Source organism: Kitasatospora sp. NRRL B-11411, assembly GCF_000721345.1.
GTDB classification, from domain to species: Bacteria; Actinomycetota; Actinomycetes; order Streptomycetales; family Streptomycetaceae; genus Kitasatospora; species Kitasatospora cineracea.
Window position 1 is genome coordinate 45,058 of record NZ_JOGH01000025.1, and the last position, 16,403, is coordinate 61,460.

Consider the following 16,403-nt stretch of genomic DNA (forward strand, 5'->3'; position numbering starts at 1 on the left):
TCCGCGGTGCGGCGGACTCAGGCGGCGAAGGCCGCCGCATGGTCCTCGGCCCAGGCGCTGAAGGGGCGGGCGGGGTGGCCGGTGAGGGTCTCGACGTCGCCGCTCAGCGGGACCGGCCTGTCGCTGGCGGTCCACAGCTCGATCAGCGCGTCGGCGATGTCGTCCGGCATGAAGCCCGGCTTGTTGGCCCGCCACACCGCGGCCGGGATCTGCTGCACCGGGATCTCGCGGCCGACCACCGCGCCGATCACCGCGACCTGCTGGCGGAAGCTCAGCGACTCCGGGCCGGTCAGGTGGTAGGCGCGGCCGCGCAGTTCGGGGCGGGCCAGCACGGCGGCGGCGGACTCGGCGATGTCCTGCTCGTAGATCGGGTCGGCGTAGCTGTCCGGGAAGGGCAGGGTGACGGCGCCGCGGGCCCGCAGCACGTACTGCCAGGAGCCGGCGTTGCTGGCCAGGGCGCCGCAGTTGAGCGTGGTGACGGTCAGCGCGGAGGCGCGCAGCGCCCGCTCGACGGCCAGGTGCGGGGCGGCGATCGGGTTGCTCGCGGCGTCGGCGCGCAGCACCGCGTCGGCGGACATCACCACGACGTGCTCGACCCCGGCGGCCTCGGCCGCCGCGGTGAACGCCCCGATGTGCGCGGGCTCGCAGTACAGGAAGACCGCGTCGACGCCGGCCAGCGCGGGCGCGAAGGTCTCCGGGTCGGTCAGGTCGAGGCGGACGGCGTCGACGCCCGCGGGGAGGGTGAGCTTCTCCGGGTCGCTGGAGCCGGCCCGGACGGCGGTGCCCCGGGCGGCGAGGATCTCGACCAGCAGGGAGCCGACCCTGCCGCGGCTGCCGGTGACGAGGACGGTCATGTCGTGGTGCCCTTTCTCGGGTTCCTGGTGGGGGCCGGGCGGTGCTCCGGCCGGGGCGGGCCCCACCGCCGTCGGGCGGCGGGCCCGCCCCGCGGGGAAGGGCGGTCAGGCCGCGGCGGGTGCCCCGAACCAGCGGGTGAGCGCCGCCTCGAGGTCGCCGCCGTCCGGCGCCGCCCAGGCGATGTGGCCGTCGGGGCGCACCAGCAGGGCGGCGGGCGCGTCCGCGTGGTCGGCCTCCTGGTCGGCCCAGCTGCCGGTGACGGTGTCGACCCGGTCGGCCCAGCGGGAGGCGGTGGCGGCCGCCGCCGGGTCCGCGCCGGTGGTGATCAGCACGCCGCGCGCGGCGTGCAGCAGTTCGGCGACCCGCACCCGGGTGCCGTCCGCCCGCTCCACGGCGCGGTGCGGGGCCAGCCGCAGGCCCAGGAAGGGGTGCGCGCCGTCGCCGACGTCGTAGCGGATGTGCAGGCCGCTGACCCGGCCGGCCAGCCGGCGGGCCGCGTCGGGCAGCTGGACCAGCTCGCGCACGACGGCGCGCAGCGGCTCCATCTCCTCGCCGCTGAGGTAGAGCAGCGACATCGAGTGGACGTCGCGCATCAGCTGCTCGCCGACCGGGTGCCGCTCGGAGTGGTAGGTGTCCAGCAGGCTCTCGGGGGCGCGGCCGCCGAGCACCGCGGCCAGCTTCCAGCCCAGGTTGGCGGCGTCCTGCAGGCCGACGCTGACGCCCTGGGCGCCGAGCGGGGCGTGGTCGTGCGCGGCGTCGCCGGCCAGCAGCACCCGGCCCTTGCGGTACTGCTCGGCCAGGCCGGTGGCGTTGGTCAGGGCGCACATCCAGGAGGCGCTCGCGTGGTGGATGTCCTCGCCGGTCAGGCGCTGCCAGGCGTCGGCGACCTCGGAGAACGCCAGCTCGCCCTCGCCGTGCTGCGGGCGCAGGCCCGGCTCGTGGATGACGATGCGGTCCACGCCCGGCTCCAGCGTCACCGACAGCACCATGCCGCCGCCGGGGATCCGCTCGCCGATCGGGCGCATCCGCAGGTCGGCGCCGACCACGTCGGCCAGGTACAGGCCGCGGGTGGCCTCGTCGCCGGGGAACGCGATGCCGGCCAGGGTGCGCACGGTGCTGCGGCCGCCGTCGCAGCCCACCACGTACGCGGCGGTGTCCTCGGTGTACCCGTCCGGGCCCTGGAAGCCGAGGACGACGCCCTCGTCGGTCTCCCGCAGGGCGGTCAGCTCGTGGCCGCGGCGGACCTCCACGCCGAGCTCGGCGACCCAGTCGCCGAGCATCTGCTCGGTCACCGACTGGGCCAGGCCCATGACGCCGAAGTGGCTCTCCTCCAGCAGGGAGAAGTCGATCCGGACACCGCCGTAGTGGCCCTGCTTGCCCCAGCGGATGTCGCCGAGCCGCTCCAGCAGGCCGCGCTGGTCGAACACCTCCGCAGTCCTGCTGGTGAAGCCCAGGCCGCGCGACTCCCCGCTGGGCGCGGGCAGCCTGTCGTAGACGACGACGTCGGCGCCGCCGAGCCGGAGCTCTCCGGCGAGCAGCAGACCGACCGGGCCGGCGCCCACGATGATCGCGCCCTTTGCCATTTCGCTTCCTCCATGCAGACGGTTGGTCACCAGGGAAGACCAAGCAAACCGATCGCCGGTGCAGCCGGACCGCAGGATGGCTCAAGCGAGACTCCGGGTGCCGCGCGGAGCCCCGGCGGGCGCCCGGCGGCGGCGTCCGGGCGCCCGGCGCGCGAGGCGGACTCGACCGGTCCGCCAACCGCCGTCCAGGGCAGGTCGACCGTGCTGCCGGACCGTGGTGGAACCGGGTGTCTTCGGCGGTAGGCCGGAATCCCACGCTTCTGCCATGGAGGAATCGCATGCCCGCTTTGCCGCCCCCCGAAGTCGTCCGCGCCGCGGAGCGGGCCCGGGCCGATCTGCAGAAGCAGGTCCGGGAGCTGGCGCCCCCGCCGTTCGCCCTGCTGGAGCTCGCCATGAGCTCGATGGTCACCCAGGCCCTGTACGCCGCCGCCGAACTGCGGGTGGCCGAGGCGCTGGTGGACGGCCCGCGGCCGATCGAGGAGGTCGCGGCCGAGGTCGGCGCGCACCCCGAGGCGCTGGGCCGGGTGCTGCGGCTGCTCGCCGCGAACGGCGTCTTCGAACGGCAGCAGGACGGCCGCTGGGCGCTGACCCCGATGGCCGACGCGCTGCGCGCCGACCACCCGGTGACGATGCGCGACCTCGCCGTGCTGATGGGCCACCCCACGCACTGGGAGGACTGGAACGGCTTCCTGGACTCCGTGGTCACCGGTGAGCCGAGCCTGCTCAAGCGCCGCGGCGCGACCGCGTTCGAGTACCTGACGCAGAACCCGGAGTACGGCGCGGTGTTCATCGGCGGCATGGGCAACATGTCCGCCACCGAGACCGACCCGGTGGTCGCCGCCTACGACTTCTCGCAGTTCGGCACGGTGCTGGACTTCTGCGGCGGCAACGGCGGCCTGCTGGCCGGCATCCTGAAGAGCGCGCCCGGCACCCGGGGCATCCTCTCCGACCCGCGGGTGGCCGCCAACGGCGCCGCCGAGTACCTCGCCGCGCAGGGCGTCGCCGACCGGGTCGACATCGCCGACGCCGACCTGTTCGACGCCGTCCCGACCGGCGCCGACGCGTACGTCCTCAAGCACATCGTGCACGACTGGCCGGAGGAGCAGGCGCTGCAGATCCTGCGCAACGTCCGTGCGGCCGTGCGGCCCGGCGGCAAGCTGCTGCTGGTCGAGATGGTCGTCCCCGAGGAGGGCAACGAGCCGCACTCCGGCAAGCTGGTCGACCTGTGGCTGCTGCTGCTGGTGGGCGGCAAGGAGCGCACCGCCTCGCAGTACGCCGACCTGGTCGCCCGGGCCGGCTTCAAGCTGGAGCGCGTCGTGGAGACCGCCGCCGCCGTCTCGATCGTCGAGGCCGTCGCGGTCTGACCCCGGCCCCGCCCGATCCCGCCCGGACCCCGCCCCGGCCCCCACCCGGAACGGTCCGGTCCCGTCCGGCCCCCCACCCGGACACCGGAGGACCCCGGCCCACCGCCCACCCCACGGGCGACGGACCGGGGTCCTCCGGCGTCCGGTCCCGGGGACTTCGTCGGCCTGGAGCGCATACCTGCTCGACGGTCGTAGTGACGCGACCGAGGTGACGGTGCACCACCACGGCAAGGACGGGAACCAGCGGACCGCTGACAAGCCCGTCCTTGATCTGTTCCCGAAGCCGCCTGCCACTTCGCCGTGGCTCCGGGAGCGGAGTGCCATGACGGCAGCGTGCTTCCGTGCGCGGCTGACGTGCCGTCAGGGACGGCTGCTGTGATGGGCGGCCCACAGGTGTGTCCAGAGCAGGGGAGGGACGCGGTTGAGTACGCGTAGGAGGCCGGCGCAGCGGGGCGGCGGCGGGGATGTGGACTGGATTCTGCCCATCGCCGGGGTGCTGGTGGGGGTCGGCCTGCTGATGGCGCTGTTGCGGTGGCTGGCTGCGCACTGGTGGGTGGTGCTGCTGCTGGTGGTCGCGGCGGTGGGCATCGTGGTGGTGGCGGCCTGGCAGCGGCAGGTGCGGACACAGGCGGACCGGGAGCGGATGAGCCGGCTGCGGATGGTGTTGACCGGCCCGAGCGGGCTGGATTCGCTGAAGCCGGACGCCTTTGAGTTCGCGGTGCGGGACCTGCTGATCCGGGACGGGTGCCGGGCAGAGAAGGTCGGGCGGAGCAACGACCAGAGCGTGGACGTGCTGGCGGACGACCCGATGGGCCGGCGTTGGGCGCTGCAGTGCAAGCACAAGCAGGACCCGCTGAACGGCAAGCCGGTGTCGGTCGGGGTCCTGTACAGCCTGGCGGGGACGTACCAGCGGGTGCACCGGGCGCAGGTGCCGGTGGTGGTGACCAACGGGCGGTTCTCGCAGAAGTCGATCGAGTGGGGCTGGCAGCAGGGTGTGCTGCTGGTGGACCGCGAGGTGCTGGGGCGGTGGGCGTCCAGCGGCCGACCGCTGTGGGAGCTGCTGCCGAGGGTTCCCGCTCCCCGGAGCGGAAGCGGGCGCTGACGGCTGAATCCGTTGCCTGCGGGCCTGGCTCTCCCCGGGGACCAGGCCCGCAGGCATCAGCGCTGCAGGTAGCAGCAAGTCTCGGGTACAGCTGGTGAGTTCATCGACATGATCCAGAGCCAGGGCTTCCACGAGTCCCAGAGCCACCTTCCGAGCCTCAAGGCAGCAGTTGGAAGGATCGTCTACCCGGCTCAGGCCGTTTCAGGCTGCGGGACGTTCCCGACGGAGGCGGCTCCCAGTATCGGCGAAGAGGTGACTCCCGCTGACCTTGAAGAGCGCACGTCCGCCCAGGCTGTGCGCTGGGAGGCGCGGCGCAGAGTGCGGCGTTCGCAGATGCCCTTGTTCGCGTGGATGCGGCAGTCCCAGATCATCGTTCTGGGTGCCAGCGGTCCCACAGGAACGCTGCACGAGGCGGTGGGACGGGCGAGGCGGTGCAGGAGAGGCCCTGTTCAGGGGGACGATGAGCCCCAGAACAGGACTGCTGGCAGTGCGGCGACAGGAAGGGCGGCGGCCCCCTCTTGGGGGAGTTGTCACACCATCCGCGATCAACCGTACTGCGCGCCGGCGGTCAGCCCACCGAGTCGCCTCAGACTCTCGAAACGCAGCAACCGGCTGGAACGTAGTGCGGAGGCGGACCTGGCAGGGCGATCGCCCTGTTGCCGTTCGGGACCGCGGCGGTCGGCAGCTGACAGCTGGATCCCCAACAGGGCGCTCAGGTATGGCATGAGTACTGCATCCACGGACGGTCCCTCCTCTCTGACTTGCGGTTCTCAACTACCGGTTGCCGAAGTCGGTACGGCACGCAGGTCGCCCCACGTACCGCTACCGGGCCTCAGCATGGCCCGAAGTGCGCTCGCCCGGATCAGGAACAAGGCACACGTGTCGAGCAGCCACTGCAGAGAGCGGCTCGACCGGGCAAGCGTGCCTGTCCGGGCCGCCGAGCGGCAAGCGCACAGTAAAGGCGTGAAAATCTCTGAAAAACCATCGCGGAGCCACCGTCCCGACCTGCGAAAATACGGGGCATCAATCTAGGTTATTCAATCGACAGGAGTATCCTTCGAGGGTTTTCGCCATTGGAACTACTGCGATCCTGGCAGAAAATGGTCAAGCGCTATCGCCGTTTAAGCCTTCCCCGGGAACCCTTCTTGCGCACATCGGATGCAAGGGAGGCAGGCAAGGAGCCACTCTGGTGCATGGGTGTACACAGGGGCGGTCGGCGCCCAGGTGGCGCTCCCCATGAGAGTCGAAGTCCCTGCCAGGGCAGGGGTGGCCCAATCTGGCAGCGATCATGACAGGTGACAGCCCACCGTCAGTTTAGTATTAAATATTTTAGATCAAAAAACTTCTTGTTGAAATTCTACGTGCCGATACCAAATCCGGAATGACACTCTCCGGTAGATTCGATCATCGCCGCCCCCTGGAACTCGGACGGGCCCCAGGGGTTGTGCGCCACCCCTTCCTTGCGCTTATCGCGCACGTAATGCACAGTGAATTCCGTCGGATTCAGCACCCGGCACGCACCAAACCATCGCCCGGATCAACAAACAGAACAGAGGTACGAACGGTGTTCAAGATCACCCGCCGCGGCGCGGCTCTGGAGCGCGCGGCCGAGCAGGCCGCCGCTCCCGCGCAGGACGGCGTCTCCCAGTCCGAGCAGGGCAACTGCTCGGACTGCGTCACGTGCGGCTCCCCCCAGAAGGACCTGGCCGCGAACACGGTGTTGAAGATCGCCGCGTTCGGGATGGTCGTCGGCTCCGCCCTGGGCTTCAGCACGATCACCCACGACACGACCACCGGGCTGGAGGTCACCGCCGGCTGCGCGGTGATCGCCGCGGCCGTCACGCGCTCCGGCGGCCCCCAGGGGCCCGAGGGCCCGGGCGGATTCAACGGCCTCCAGCTGCAGCTGGCCTGACGTGGAGTTCGGGGCGGGCCCGCATGCGGGCCCGCCCCGGGCTGTGGAGGGAGATCGTGATGGGCCGTCCTGAGAAGCTGATCGACATCATGAAGGGCCCGCTGGCCCAGTTCGGCGCGGACTTGAAGATGGTCCGCCACCGGGCGGGCACGCCCACCTACGAGGTCATGGCGGCGGAGACCGGACTGTCGGTCGGCGCGCTGTCGGAGGCGGCGCTGGGCGAGTCGTGCCCGAGCTGGCGAACGCTCTCGGCCTACCTGCGCTTCTGCGGCGTCGACCCGCAGGACTGGCGCCCGCGCTGGGAGATGCTGGCCTCCGCGGAGCAGCGTCTGCAGGCGGGGTTCCCGGTCCGCCGTGAGCAGCGGCAGGCGATGCTGATCATGGATCCGAAGAACATCCGCACCATTGAGGACTTCGTCCTGGGGCTGTGGCACCTGCGGTGTACGTCCGGGTACCCGCCGTTGAAGGCCATCGCGAGCCGGTCGAACCGGGGCATCAGCACCATCAGCACGATGCTCGCCCCCGGCCGCGGCAAGCTGCCGACGCTCGACCTGTTGGAGAGCTACCTGATGGCCTTCGACCTCCCGTCCGCGAAGATCGCGGAGTGGCGGTCGGCCTGGTACTTCCTGATGACGGTCGAGCGGCAGGCGCGTACGGCGGCCTGAGCCGTCGGCCGTGCCGAGCGGGAAGGAGGGGCCCGAGCTCATCGAGCTCGGGCCCCTTCGTCGTGCCCGGGTGCGGCGCGGTCCGGGCCCTCGGCAGGGGGTGATCGAGGATCAGGGGTTGGTGCCGGCCTGCTGGACGGCGCTGGAGGAGGGGGAGGGCACGGTGCTGGGGTGGTCGCCGCCGGAGGCGATGCCGAAGAGGAGCAGCACGAACAGCAGCAGCCCGCCCCCACCGGCCGCGACGGCCTTGCCGCTGCCGGATCCGCTGCGGTGGCCGGTGGTGTAGCTGCTGCTGCTGTAGGCGGTGCTGTAACTGCTGCTGTAGACAGGGCGGTCGGCGCCCTTGATGGTCCGGGAGTGGGGCCTGACGTAGGTACCGTCGGCACGGCGGTGGCCGCGCACGTGGACGGTCTTGGTCATCGGGACTCCAAAGAGGGTTGTGGACGTGCTCCCCGCACGGGGCGATTCCACCACCACCCACTGACAATGTTCCTTCCCCACAGGGGAGTTGGTGGTGATCATGCGCGGGCCGTCCCGGATGACCAGGGCAACGAGTCCGTGGGGGAGTCGCCCCCGTACCGGAGCGCCTGTGGCAGATGTCTGCCGATTCGTGCCGGTGTGGTGTACCGAGGAACCTGCCCGCCGCGCAGCGGAAAGCGGCCCGCCCGGTCCCTCGGCGTATGGCGGGGGACCGGGCGGGCAGGGGCGGGGCGGGGTATCAGCAGCGGCGGCGGGCCGGGCCGAACCAGCGCTCCAGGACGGCGGCCGGGACGGGCTCGCCGGCCGGGCCGGCCCAGGCGACGTAGCCGTCGGGGCGGATCAGCACGGCGCCGGTGCCCTCCAGCGGGTCGGGGCCGTCGGTGGGCTTGGCGGCGACGGTCGCCACGTCGACCCGGTCCGCCCAGCCGGCCGCGGCGTCGCGGAGCGCGGCGTCGTCGGCGAGGTCGAGCAGCACGCCGCGGCCGGTGCGCAGCAGTTCGGCCGGGCGGGTCTCGCCGGCCGCGCCGACCAGGGCCCGGGGCGGCATCCGGCGGCCCTGCAGCGGGTGGGCGGCGTCCTCGGGGCCGTCGCCGAGGTCGTAGCGGACGTCGAGGTGGCTGACGACGCCGGCCAGGTGGCGCTTGACCTCGTCGTACTGGACGAGTTCGCGGAACAGTTCGCGCAGCGGGTCGGCCTCGGGGCCGCCGAGGAAGACCGCGCCCTGGGCGCGGGTGTTCATCAGCAGCCGGGCGCCGGCCGGGTGCCGCTCGTCGTGGTAGGTGTCGAGCAGGTCGTCGCCGGCGTCGCCGCGCACGGCGGCGGCCAGCTTCCAACCGAGGTTGGAAGCGTCCTGGACGCCGGTGCTCAGGCCCTGGCCGCCGGCCGGGAGGTGGATGTGGGCGGCGTCGCCGACCAGGAAGACCCGGCCGCGCCGGTACCGGTCGGCCTGGCGGGTGGCGTCGGTGAAGGAGCTGACCCAGCTGGCGCCGCCGTGCGAGATGTCCTCGCCGGTGATGGACTGCCAGGCCCCGGCGACCTCCTCGAAGGTGACGGTCCGTTCGCGGTCGTGGGCCGGGGTGCCGTCGGGGCAGACGATGATGCGGTCCACGCCCTCGGCGAGCGGGGCGGCCATCACCATGCCGTTGTTGAGGCGCTCGCCGAGGAAGCGGGGGCGCAGCCGGCAGCCGGTGACGTCGGCGAGGTACATGCCCCGGGTGGCGTCGGTGCCGGGGAAGCCGAACCCGGCGGCCTTGCGGACCCGGCTGGCGCCGCCGTCGCAGCCCACCAGGTAGGCGGCGCGCAGGGTGTGCTCGGCGCCCTCGGGGTCGCGGACGGTGATCTCGGCGGCCTCGCCGTCGAGGAAGCCGTCGGCGAGGGCGAGGAACTCCCAGCCGCGCCGGATGTCGGCGCCGAGCTCGCCCGCCCACCCCTCGAGCACCGCCTCGGTCTGCCCCTGCGGGATGCCGCGGGCGCCGAAATGGGCGTCGGGCAGCGCGGTGAAGTCGAACTGGGCGCCGCCGAAGTGCCCGACCGGGCTGGTGACCAGGGTCTCGCCCTGGCCGAAGCGGGGCAGCAGCCCGCGTTCGTCGAACACCTCCATGGCGCGGGCGGTGAAGCCCAGGCCGCGGGACTGGCCGGTGGGGGCGGCCAGTTTCTCGATCACGACGACCCGGGCTCCGCCCAGGCGCAGCTCACCGGCGAGCATCAGGCCGGTGGGGCCGGCACCGATGACGATGACATCGGTGTCGACCGCTGTCCCTTCCATGGTTGTCCTTCCGAGGCAGTGAGGGAGTGGTGGCGGGGCTGGAGCGGTGGCGGGGCTCCCGCGGGCGTGGGGGGTGCGGAGCCCTGCCGTGGTGCCCGGCCGCGGGGGTGGACGGCGGGGGTGCGGCGGTACCGGGTGTGTGGTGTGCGGTCCCGGGCCTCAGCGGACCGGGACCTCAGCGGCCCCGGGCCTCAGCGGGCCGGCCCGAACCAGCGGTGCAGGGCGGCGCGCAGCCCGTCGCCCTCGGGGCCGACCCAGGCGACGTGGCCGTCGGGCCGGACCAGGACGGTGCCGGCGCCGTCCAGGGCGCTGCCGGGCTCGGGTTCGCCGGAGACCGTGGTGACCCGGTCCGCCCAGTCGGCGGCGGGTGCGCCGGCCAGGCCGGCCGGGCGCAGCAGCAGGCCGCCGGGGGCGGCCCGGAGCAGTTCGGCGGTGGCGGCCCGGCCGACGCCGGTGCGCACGAGGGCGTGCGGGAGCCGGGCGCCGAGCAGCGGGTGCTCGGGGCCGTCGACCGGGTAGCGCACGTCGAGGCCGCTGATCATGCCGGCCAGGTGGCCGCGGACCTCCTCCCGGGTGATCAGCTCGCCGAGCAGGGTGCGCACCGGTTCGACCTCGGGGCCGCCGAGCAGCATCGTCGCCTGGGTCCTGATGTTGGCCAGCACCCGGCGGCCGACCGCGTGCCGCTCGTCGTGGTAGGTGTCGAGCAGGTCGTCGCCGGCGTCGCCGCGCACGACGGCGGCCAGCTTCCAACCGAGGTTGAAGGCGTCCTGGAGGCCGAGGTTGAGGGCCTGTCCGCCGATCGGCATCTGCCGGTGGGCGGCGTCGCCGGCGAACAGGATCCGGCCGTGCCGGTACCGGGCGAGCTGGCGGGAGGCGTCGCCGAAGGAGTTGACCCACAGCGGGGTGCCGCCGGTGATGTCCTCCCCGGTGACCCGCTGCCAGACGGCGGCGACCTCGGCGAAGGACGGCTCGCCGGTGCGCCGGCCGGCGGTGGAGCCGAACTCGTGCACCATCACCCGGGTGACGCCCTGGGGGTTGCGGGCGGCGATGGCCAGGCCGCGCTCCAGCCGCTGGAAGCGGCGGGCCGGGACGTCGATGCCGGCCACGTCGGCGCGGATCAGCTCCCGGCCGGCGTCCGTCCCGGGGAACTCGGCGCCGATCAGCCCCCGCACGGTGCTGTCCTCGCCGTCGCAGGCCACCAGGTAGCGGGCGCGCAGCCGCAGCACCCCGTCCGCCCCGAGGGCCTCGGCCTCGACCTGCCCGCCGACCTCGCCGACGGCGGCCAGGGTGTGGCCGCAGCGGACGTCGACGCCCAGCGGGAGCGCCCACTCCTCCAGCACGGCCTCGGTCTTCGTCTGCGGCACCTTCCACTGGCCCGGGTGCGGGCCGGGGAGGGTGAGGTCCATCGGGATGCCGCCGAAGTGGCCGCGCGGCTCGTTCGGCGGGTTGCCGAGGTCGGGCAGCAGGCCCCGGCTGTCGAGGATCTCCATCGTGCGGGCGTGCAGGGTGGAGGCCCGCGACTCGGTGGTGCGGCCGTGCCGCTTCTCCAGCACGACCACCCGCGCGCCGCCGCGGGCGAGTTCACCGGCGAGCATCAGCCCGACGGGACCCGCCCCGACGACGACGACATCGGTTTCCGACCGGTCCGCTGCCACGGCTCAGGCGGCCTTCTGCTCGGCGTAGGCCTTCGCGTGGGCCAGCGTCGCGCTGCTGTTGGTGGACAGCGCGGTGTGCACGTACTCGCGGGCGTCGGCCACGGTGGCCTGCTCGCCGAGGATCCGGGCGATGTTGGCGGTGTTGATGGTCACCGTGTGCTGCGAGGAGGCGGCGGTGCCCTCCGCGTTCTCCACGAAGGTCCACTCGCCGGTGTGCAGGGTCATCAGCGCGGGCAGGGTGACCTGCTTGTACGCGATCTTCCAGGACGGGAAGACCACCCGGTAGGACTTGGTGGTGTGCACCGAGCCGTCCTTGGCCCGGGTGTCCATCTCCAGCTCCTGCAGGCCGGGGGTGTCCTCGGCGAGGCGGACCACGGCGACGTGCGGGAGGCGGTCGGCCCACTTGCCGGCCTCGTTGACGAAGTCGAAGAGGTCCTTGGCCCGGCCGGCGACCTGCACGGTGTCGACGAACGAGAAGGTCAGCTCCTCGCGGTCGGCGGCGTGCACCAGTTCGACGTTCTCCTTGAGCGCCTGCAGCTCGGAGGTGCTGTTCTTGTCGACGGCCCGCTCGATCCACAGCAGGTCGTGCGGGTCGTCGCCGATCGCCCGGTAGTCGTGCAGCAGCCGCACCCGGGTGGTGTCGGCGTCCAGCGGCTCCAGGATCCAGGTGCCGCCCATCGCGGCGACCGGCGGGGCCGGGATCTCCTGGCGGAAGGTGATCCGCAGCGCCTCGGGGTCCAGGGTGCGGCGCGAGGTCCAGTCCTTGGGCTGGCCGTTGGCGGTCGCCCAGATCCGGATGCGCTCCTCGTTGCCCTCGGCCTCCACCCGGTCGACGTGGATGGTGGGCGGGAAGATCCGCGGCCAGTTGGTCACGTCCGCGAGCAGCTGGTAGACGGCCGCGGCCGGCGCGCCGATCGTGATCTCGTGCTCGACCTCACGCGTCGTCATGGGGGGACTCTCCTCTCGTGGTTCGGTCCGGTGGGCGGATCAGAAGTTGCCGAGGCCGCCGCAGACGTTGAGCGCCTGCGCGGTGATCGAGGCGGCCGGGTCGGAGGCCAGGTAGGCGACCAGGCCGGCGACCTCCTCCGGGGTGGAGTAGCGGCCGAGCGGGATCTTGGAGGTGAACTTCTCCTTGATCGCGTCCTCGGAGGTGCTGTAGGCGCTCGCGTAGCCCTGGCGCACCCGCTGGGCCATCGGGGTCTCGACGTAGCCGGGGCAGACCGCGTTGACGGTGATGCCGGTCGGGGCGAGCTCGTTGCCGAGGGCCTTGGTGAAGCCGACCACGCCGTGCTTGGAGGCCGAGTACGGGGCGCCCAGCACGACGCCCTGCTTGCCCGCGGTGGAGGCGATGTTGATGATCCGGCCGCGGTCCTTGTGGCGCATGCCGCCGGTGTTGAGCACCGCGTGGGTGACCCGGAAGACGCTGTTGAGGTTGGTCTCGATGACGTCGTTCCAGAGGTCCTCCTCGATGTCGGCGGTGACGCCGCCACCGGACCGGCCGGCGTTGTTGACCAGCACGTCCACCGGTCCGAACCGGTCGACGGCGGCCTGCACGAAGGCCGTGACGGAGGCGGTGTCGCGCACGTCGAGGACGGAGCCGTCCGCGTCCAGGCCCTCGGCCTGGAGCTCCTTGACGGTCTCGGCGACGTTGTCGGCGTTGCGGGCGCCGATGAAGACGCGGTGGCCGGAGGCCGCCAGCGCGCGGGCCGAGGCGAGGCCGATGCCGCTGGTGGCGCCGGTGATGACGGCGACCTTGGTGTTCTGGCTCATGTCCGGACCCCTTCAGGCAGCGGCGGGCGCGAGCTGCGCGTTGACGACCTCGATGAAGGCGCGCGGGGTGCGGGCGTCGCCGATGGCCTCCTCGTCGAGCGAGATGCCGTACTCGCGCTCGATCACGCTGCCGGTCTCCAGCAGCGCCAGCGACTCGTAGCCGAGGACGTCGAACTCGGTGTCGAGGATGTCGCCGTCCAGGTCGACGCCCTCGGCCACGCCGGCGGCTTCCAGGAGGATGGTCTTGAGCTCGTCGAGGGTGAACGCCTTGGCGGTCATGGTGGTCCTGCCTTTCGGAACGGAGGAGGGGTGGGGCGGGGTGCGGCTACCGGGCGGCGCGCACGACCATCGCGGAGTTGAAGCCGCCGGCGCCGCGGGCCACGACCAGCGCGGTGCGCACCGGCGTCTCGCGCGGCCGGCCGACGACCAGGTCGAGCGGGTAGTCCGGGCACGGCTCGACCGATGTGGTGGGCGGGATGACGCCGTCGCGGATCGCCAGCAGGGCGGCCGCCAGGTCCAGCGGGGCCCCGCCGGAGTACAGCCGGCCGGTCATCGTCTTGGGCACCGTCACCGGCACCGCGCGGTCGCCGAAGACGGCGCTGATCGCCTCGGCCTCGGCCCGGTCGGCGGTCCGCTCGCCGGCGCCGTCGGCGAAGACCACGTCGACGTCGCCGGGCTCGGCGCCCGCGTCGGCGAGGGCGATCCGGATCGCCTTGCGCAGGCCCGGCTCGCGGCCGCTGCCCGGCTTCGGGTCCATGGTGGAGCCGTAGCCGGCGATCTCGCCGTAGATCCGGGCGCCGCGGGCGCGGGCCGCGTCGGCGTCCTCGGCGATCAGGATCGCGCCGCCCTCGCCGGGCACGTAGCCGGACGCGTCGCGGTCGAAGGGCAGGTAGGCGCGGGCCGGCTCGTCGCTGGTGCTCATCCGGCCGGTGGACAGCTGCGCGACCCAGCCCCAGGGGCAGATCGAGGCGTCCACGGCGCCGGTGACCACCAGCGAGGTGCCCTTGCGGATCTGCCGGCGGGCGTGCGCGACGGCGTCCAGGCCGCCGGCGCCCTCGCTGACGACCACGCCGGCCGGGCCCTTCATGCCGTTGCGGATCGAGATCTGGCCGCTGTTGACGGCGTAGAACCAGGCGAAGGACTGGTACGCCGAGACGTACTGGCTGCCGCGGCTCCACAGGCTCTGCAGCTCGCCCTGGCCGAACTCGAAGCCGCCCGCGGCGGAGGCCGTGATGACGCCCATGTCGAACTCGGACATCTCGCCCGGGGTGACCCCGGCGTCGGCCAGCGCCCAGTCGGTCGCCACCAGCGCCAGCCGGGTGACCCGGTCGGTCTGCGGCAGCAGGCGGCTGGGCAGGTACTCCTCCTCGCGGAAGCCGGGCACCTCGCCGGCCAGCCGGGCCGGGTAGCCGCTCGGGTCGAACCGGGTGATCCGGCCGATGGCGTTCTTCCCGCCGAGCGTCGCGGCCCAGTAGTCCTCGACGCCCAGTCCGGTCGGAGCGGCGACGCCCAGTCCGGTGATGACCACCGACGCGGTCATACGAGGCTCCTCTCGGGGTTGGCGAGCACCATGGCGCTCTGGAATCCGCCGAAGCCGCTGCCGACCGTCAGGACGGCGTCGACCACCTGGTCGCGCGCGGTGACCGGGACGTAGTCGAGGTCGCACTCCGGGTCCGGGGTGTGCAGGTTGGCCGTGGGGGGCACCACGTCGTACTCCATGGCCAGCGCGGACGCGGCGATCTCGATCGAGCCGATCGCGCCCAGCGAGTGGCCCACCATCGACTTGATGGAGCTGACCGGCGTGCGGTACGCGTGGTCGCCCAGGCTGCGCTTGAAGGCGGCCGTCTCGTGCCGGTCGTTCTGCTTGGTGCCCGAGCCGTGCGCGTTGATGTAGTCGATGGCGTCGCCGTTGAGCCGGGCCTCCTCGAGGGCCAGCCGGATCGCCTCGGACATCTCCAGGCCGTCGGGGCGCAGGCCCGTCATGTGGTACGCGTTGCTGCGGGTCGCGTAGCCGGCGATCTCCGCGTAGATGTGCGCGCCGCGCTTCTTCGCGCTCTCCAGCTCCTCCAGCACGAAGAACGCGGTGCCCTCGCCGAGGACGAAGCCGTTGCGGGTCGCGTCGAACGGCCGGGAGGCGTGCTCCGGGTCGTCGAAGCGGGGCGTGGTGGCCTTGATCGCGTCGAAGCAGGCCATGGTGATCGGCGAGATCGGGGCGTCCGAGGAGCCCGCGATGACGACGTCGGCCGAGCCCTCGCGGACCAGCTCGACGGCGTAGCCGACCGAGTCGATGCCCGAGGTGCAGCCGGTGGAGACCACCGTGCTGGGGCCCTCGGCGCCGACCGCCCAGGCCACCTCGGTGGCGAAGGAGCTGGGCACCATGTGGTTGTACAGGTGCGGCACCGCGTAGGTGTGGTCGACGGTGTCCAGGCGGCCGCCGTCGCTGACGACCCGGTACTCCTCGTCCAGGCTCATGGTGGCGCCGACCGCGCTGCCGACGGTGACCCCGATCCGGTGCGGGTCGTACCCGGCCAGGTCGATGCCGCTGTCCGCGACGGCGCCGCGCGAGGCGACGACCGCGAACTGCGCGGCCCGGTCCAGCCGGCGGACCTGCTGCGGGGCCAGGCCGTGCGCGTACGGGTCGAAGTCGACCTCGGCGGCCACCCGGGAGCGGAAGGGCGCGGGGTCGAAGAAGGTGATGCCGCGGGTGGCCGTGCGGCCCTCGCTCAGCAGGTTCCAGAAGTTCTCCTTGCCGACACCGCCGGGCGCGATGACCTCGATCCCGGTGATGACGACGCGACGCCGACTCACGCGGACGCCTCCCAGTTGTAGAAGCGGGTCGCCATGGCATCGGCCGGCGAGCGCCAGGTCTGCGGGTCGTAGGCCTCGATGAAGGGCTTCAGGTCGTTGCTGATGCCGACGAAGCGGGGGTCGGTCTTGGCGCGCTCGATGAGCTCGCCGCCGTTGTCGCCGTCGAAGTCCTGCAGGTGGAAGTAGAGACCCCGGTAGGAGAACAGCTGGCGACGCCGTGTTCCCATGCGGTGAGGCATCTCCGTCGCGTCGAACTCGGCGAACAGCCGGGCCACGTCCGGGCCGGAGACATCTGCCATCCGGGCGACGATCAGGGTGCTGTGCATGCGGTTCAGCTCCTCGGCGGTTACGTGGGGTGCGCGGTGCGGGCCGGGCCGCATGGCGTCCGCGGGATCACCGGTCTTGACGTTCCCGCCTCCCGGTAGTGCCCCGGCCGGGGAATTC

General features: G+C 72.8%; 15 protein-coding genes. 4 read left to right on the forward strand and 11 right to left on the reverse strand.

Translation table 11 applies throughout. The annotated features are described in order from the left end of the window. Positions 1-17: 17 nt before the first annotated feature. Together IH44_RS0114940 and IH44_RS0114945 are read right to left on the reverse strand one after the other, a co-directional pair. Positions 18-854 carry an SDR family oxidoreductase gene (locus IH44_RS0114940; protein WP_030460025.1) on the reverse strand — a complete coding sequence of 279 codons (837 nt, stop codon included), beginning with the start codon at positions 852-854 and terminating at the stop codon, positions 18-20. A 105-nt stretch (positions 855-959) separates the two neighbouring features. Continuing rightward, positions 960-2,438, reverse strand: a complete 1,479-nt coding sequence (locus tag IH44_RS0114945; protein ID WP_030460026.1) for an FAD-dependent monooxygenase — start codon at positions 2,436-2,438, stop codon at positions 960-962. A gap of 278 nt (positions 2,439-2,716) precedes the next feature. On the opposite strand from IH44_RS0114945, the gene IH44_RS0114950 reads away from it, so the two are divergent. From IH44_RS0114950 to IH44_RS42810, 4 genes are all read left to right on the forward strand, one after another. Further along, entirely contained in the window at positions 2,717-3,802 is a 1,086-nt protein-coding gene (locus tag IH44_RS0114950) for a methyltransferase (RefSeq protein ID WP_081966901.1), read from the forward strand. Between the two features lie 466 nt (positions 3,803-4,268). Beyond that, positions 4,269-4,904 (forward strand): restriction endonuclease, encoded by a 636-nt coding sequence (locus IH44_RS0114955; protein ID WP_232794947.1) that lies wholly within the window; start codon positions 4,269-4,271, stop codon positions 4,902-4,904. 1,564 nt (positions 4,905-6,468) lie between these two features. Beyond that, positions 6,469-6,816 (forward strand): hypothetical protein, encoded by a 348-nt coding sequence (locus tag IH44_RS0114960; protein ID WP_030460029.1) that lies wholly within the window; start codon positions 6,469-6,471, stop codon positions 6,814-6,816. A 59-nt stretch (positions 6,817-6,875) separates the two neighbouring features. Continuing rightward, the gene (locus tag IH44_RS42810) at positions 6,876-7,481 is read left to right on the forward strand and encodes a helix-turn-helix domain-containing protein (protein ID WP_157852320.1); all 606 of its coding nucleotides are present in this window, start codon (positions 6,876-6,878) and stop codon (positions 7,479-7,481) included. A 111-nt stretch (positions 7,482-7,592) separates the two neighbouring features. Here IH44_RS42810 and IH44_RS0114970 read toward each other — a convergent pair whose 3' ends face one another. The 9 genes from IH44_RS0114970 to IH44_RS0115010 form a co-directional block, all read right to left on the reverse strand. Further along, positions 7,593-7,901 (reverse strand): hypothetical protein, encoded by a 309-nt coding sequence (locus IH44_RS0114970; RefSeq protein WP_030460031.1) that lies wholly within the window; start codon positions 7,899-7,901, stop codon positions 7,593-7,595. Between the two features lie 298 nt (positions 7,902-8,199). Beyond that, entirely contained in the window at positions 8,200-9,726 is a 1,527-nt protein-coding gene (locus IH44_RS0114975; RefSeq protein WP_030460032.1) for an FAD-dependent monooxygenase, read from the reverse strand. 191 nt (positions 9,727-9,917) lie between these two features. Next, entirely contained in the window at positions 9,918-11,321 is a 1,404-nt protein-coding gene (locus IH44_RS0114980) for an FAD-dependent monooxygenase (RefSeq protein WP_232794948.1), read from the reverse strand. A 63-nt stretch (positions 11,322-11,384) separates the two neighbouring features. Beyond that, positions 11,385-12,329 carry an aromatase/cyclase gene (locus IH44_RS0114985; protein WP_030460034.1) on the reverse strand — a complete coding sequence of 315 codons (945 nt, stop codon included), beginning with the start codon at positions 12,327-12,329 and terminating at the stop codon, positions 11,385-11,387. Positions 12,330-12,368: 39 nt separating this feature from the next. Continuing rightward, positions 12,369-13,151: a 3-oxoacyl-ACP reductase FabG gene (gene fabG, locus IH44_RS0114990; protein ID WP_030460035.1), complete on the reverse strand. Its 783-nt coding sequence runs from the start codon at positions 13,149-13,151 to the stop codon at positions 12,369-12,371. Between the two features lie 12 nt (positions 13,152-13,163). Next, a complete protein-coding gene (locus IH44_RS0114995; protein ID WP_030460036.1) occupies positions 13,164-13,430 on the reverse strand; it encodes an acyl carrier protein in 267 nt (88 codons plus the stop codon). Positions 13,431-13,476: 46 nt separating this feature from the next. Next, a complete protein-coding gene (locus IH44_RS0115000) occupies positions 13,477-14,691 on the reverse strand; it encodes a ketosynthase chain-length factor (protein ID WP_030460037.1) in 1,215 nt (404 codons plus the stop codon). Beyond that, positions 14,688-15,959: a beta-ketoacyl synthase gene (locus IH44_RS0115005; RefSeq protein WP_030460038.1), complete on the reverse strand. Its 1,272-nt coding sequence runs from the start codon at positions 15,957-15,959 to the stop codon at positions 14,688-14,690. Before IH44_RS0115005 ends, IH44_RS0115000 begins: the two co-directional genes overlap by 4 nt. Then, the gene (locus IH44_RS0115010) at positions 15,956-16,285 is read right to left on the reverse strand and encodes a TcmI family type II polyketide cyclase (protein ID WP_030460039.1); all 330 of its coding nucleotides are present in this window, start codon (positions 16,283-16,285) and stop codon (positions 15,956-15,958) included. The genes IH44_RS0115005 and IH44_RS0115010 overlap by 4 nt, the downstream gene beginning before the upstream one ends. Positions 16,286-16,403 lie beyond the last annotated feature (118 nt).

Coding starts and splice junctions, on each gene's coding strand:
- fabG (WP_030460035.1), bottom strand. CDS start 13,151: ATGAGCCAGAACACCAAGGTCGCCGTCATCACCGGCGCCACCAGCGGC.
- IH44_RS0114940 (WP_030460025.1), bottom strand. CDS start 854: ATGACCGTCCTCGTCACCGGCAGCCGCGGCAGGGTCGGCTCCCTGCTG.
- IH44_RS0115000 (WP_030460037.1), bottom strand. CDS start 14,691: ATGACCGCGTCGGTGGTCATCACCGGACTGGGCGTCGCCGCTCCGACC.
- IH44_RS0114950 (WP_081966901.1), top strand. CDS start 2,717: ATGCCCGCTTTGCCGCCCCCCGAAGTCGTCCGCGCCGCGGAGCGGGCC.
- IH44_RS0114945 (WP_030460026.1), bottom strand. CDS start 2,438: ATGGCAAAGGGCGCGATCATCGTGGGCGCCGGCCCGGTCGGTCTGCTG.
- IH44_RS42810 (WP_157852320.1), top strand. CDS start 6,876: ATGGGCCGTCCTGAGAAGCTGATCGACATCATGAAGGGCCCGCTGGCC.
- IH44_RS0114975 (WP_030460032.1), bottom strand. CDS start 9,726: ATGGAAGGGACAGCGGTCGACACCGATGTCATCGTCATCGGTGCCGGC.
- IH44_RS0115010 (WP_030460039.1), bottom strand. CDS start 16,285: ATGCACAGCACCCTGATCGTCGCCCGGATGGCAGATGTCTCCGGCCCG.
- IH44_RS0114995 (WP_030460036.1), bottom strand. CDS start 13,430: ATGACCGCCAAGGCGTTCACCCTCGACGAGCTCAAGACCATCCTCCTG.
- IH44_RS0114980 (WP_232794948.1), bottom strand. CDS start 11,321: ATGCTCGCCGGTGAACTCGCCCGCGGCGGCGCGCGGGTGGTCGTGCTG.
- IH44_RS0114985 (WP_030460034.1), bottom strand. CDS start 12,329: ATGACGACGCGTGAGGTCGAGCACGAGATCACGATCGGCGCGCCGGCC.
- IH44_RS0114970 (WP_030460031.1), bottom strand. CDS start 7,901: ATGACCAAGACCGTCCACGTGCGCGGCCACCGCCGTGCCGACGGTACC.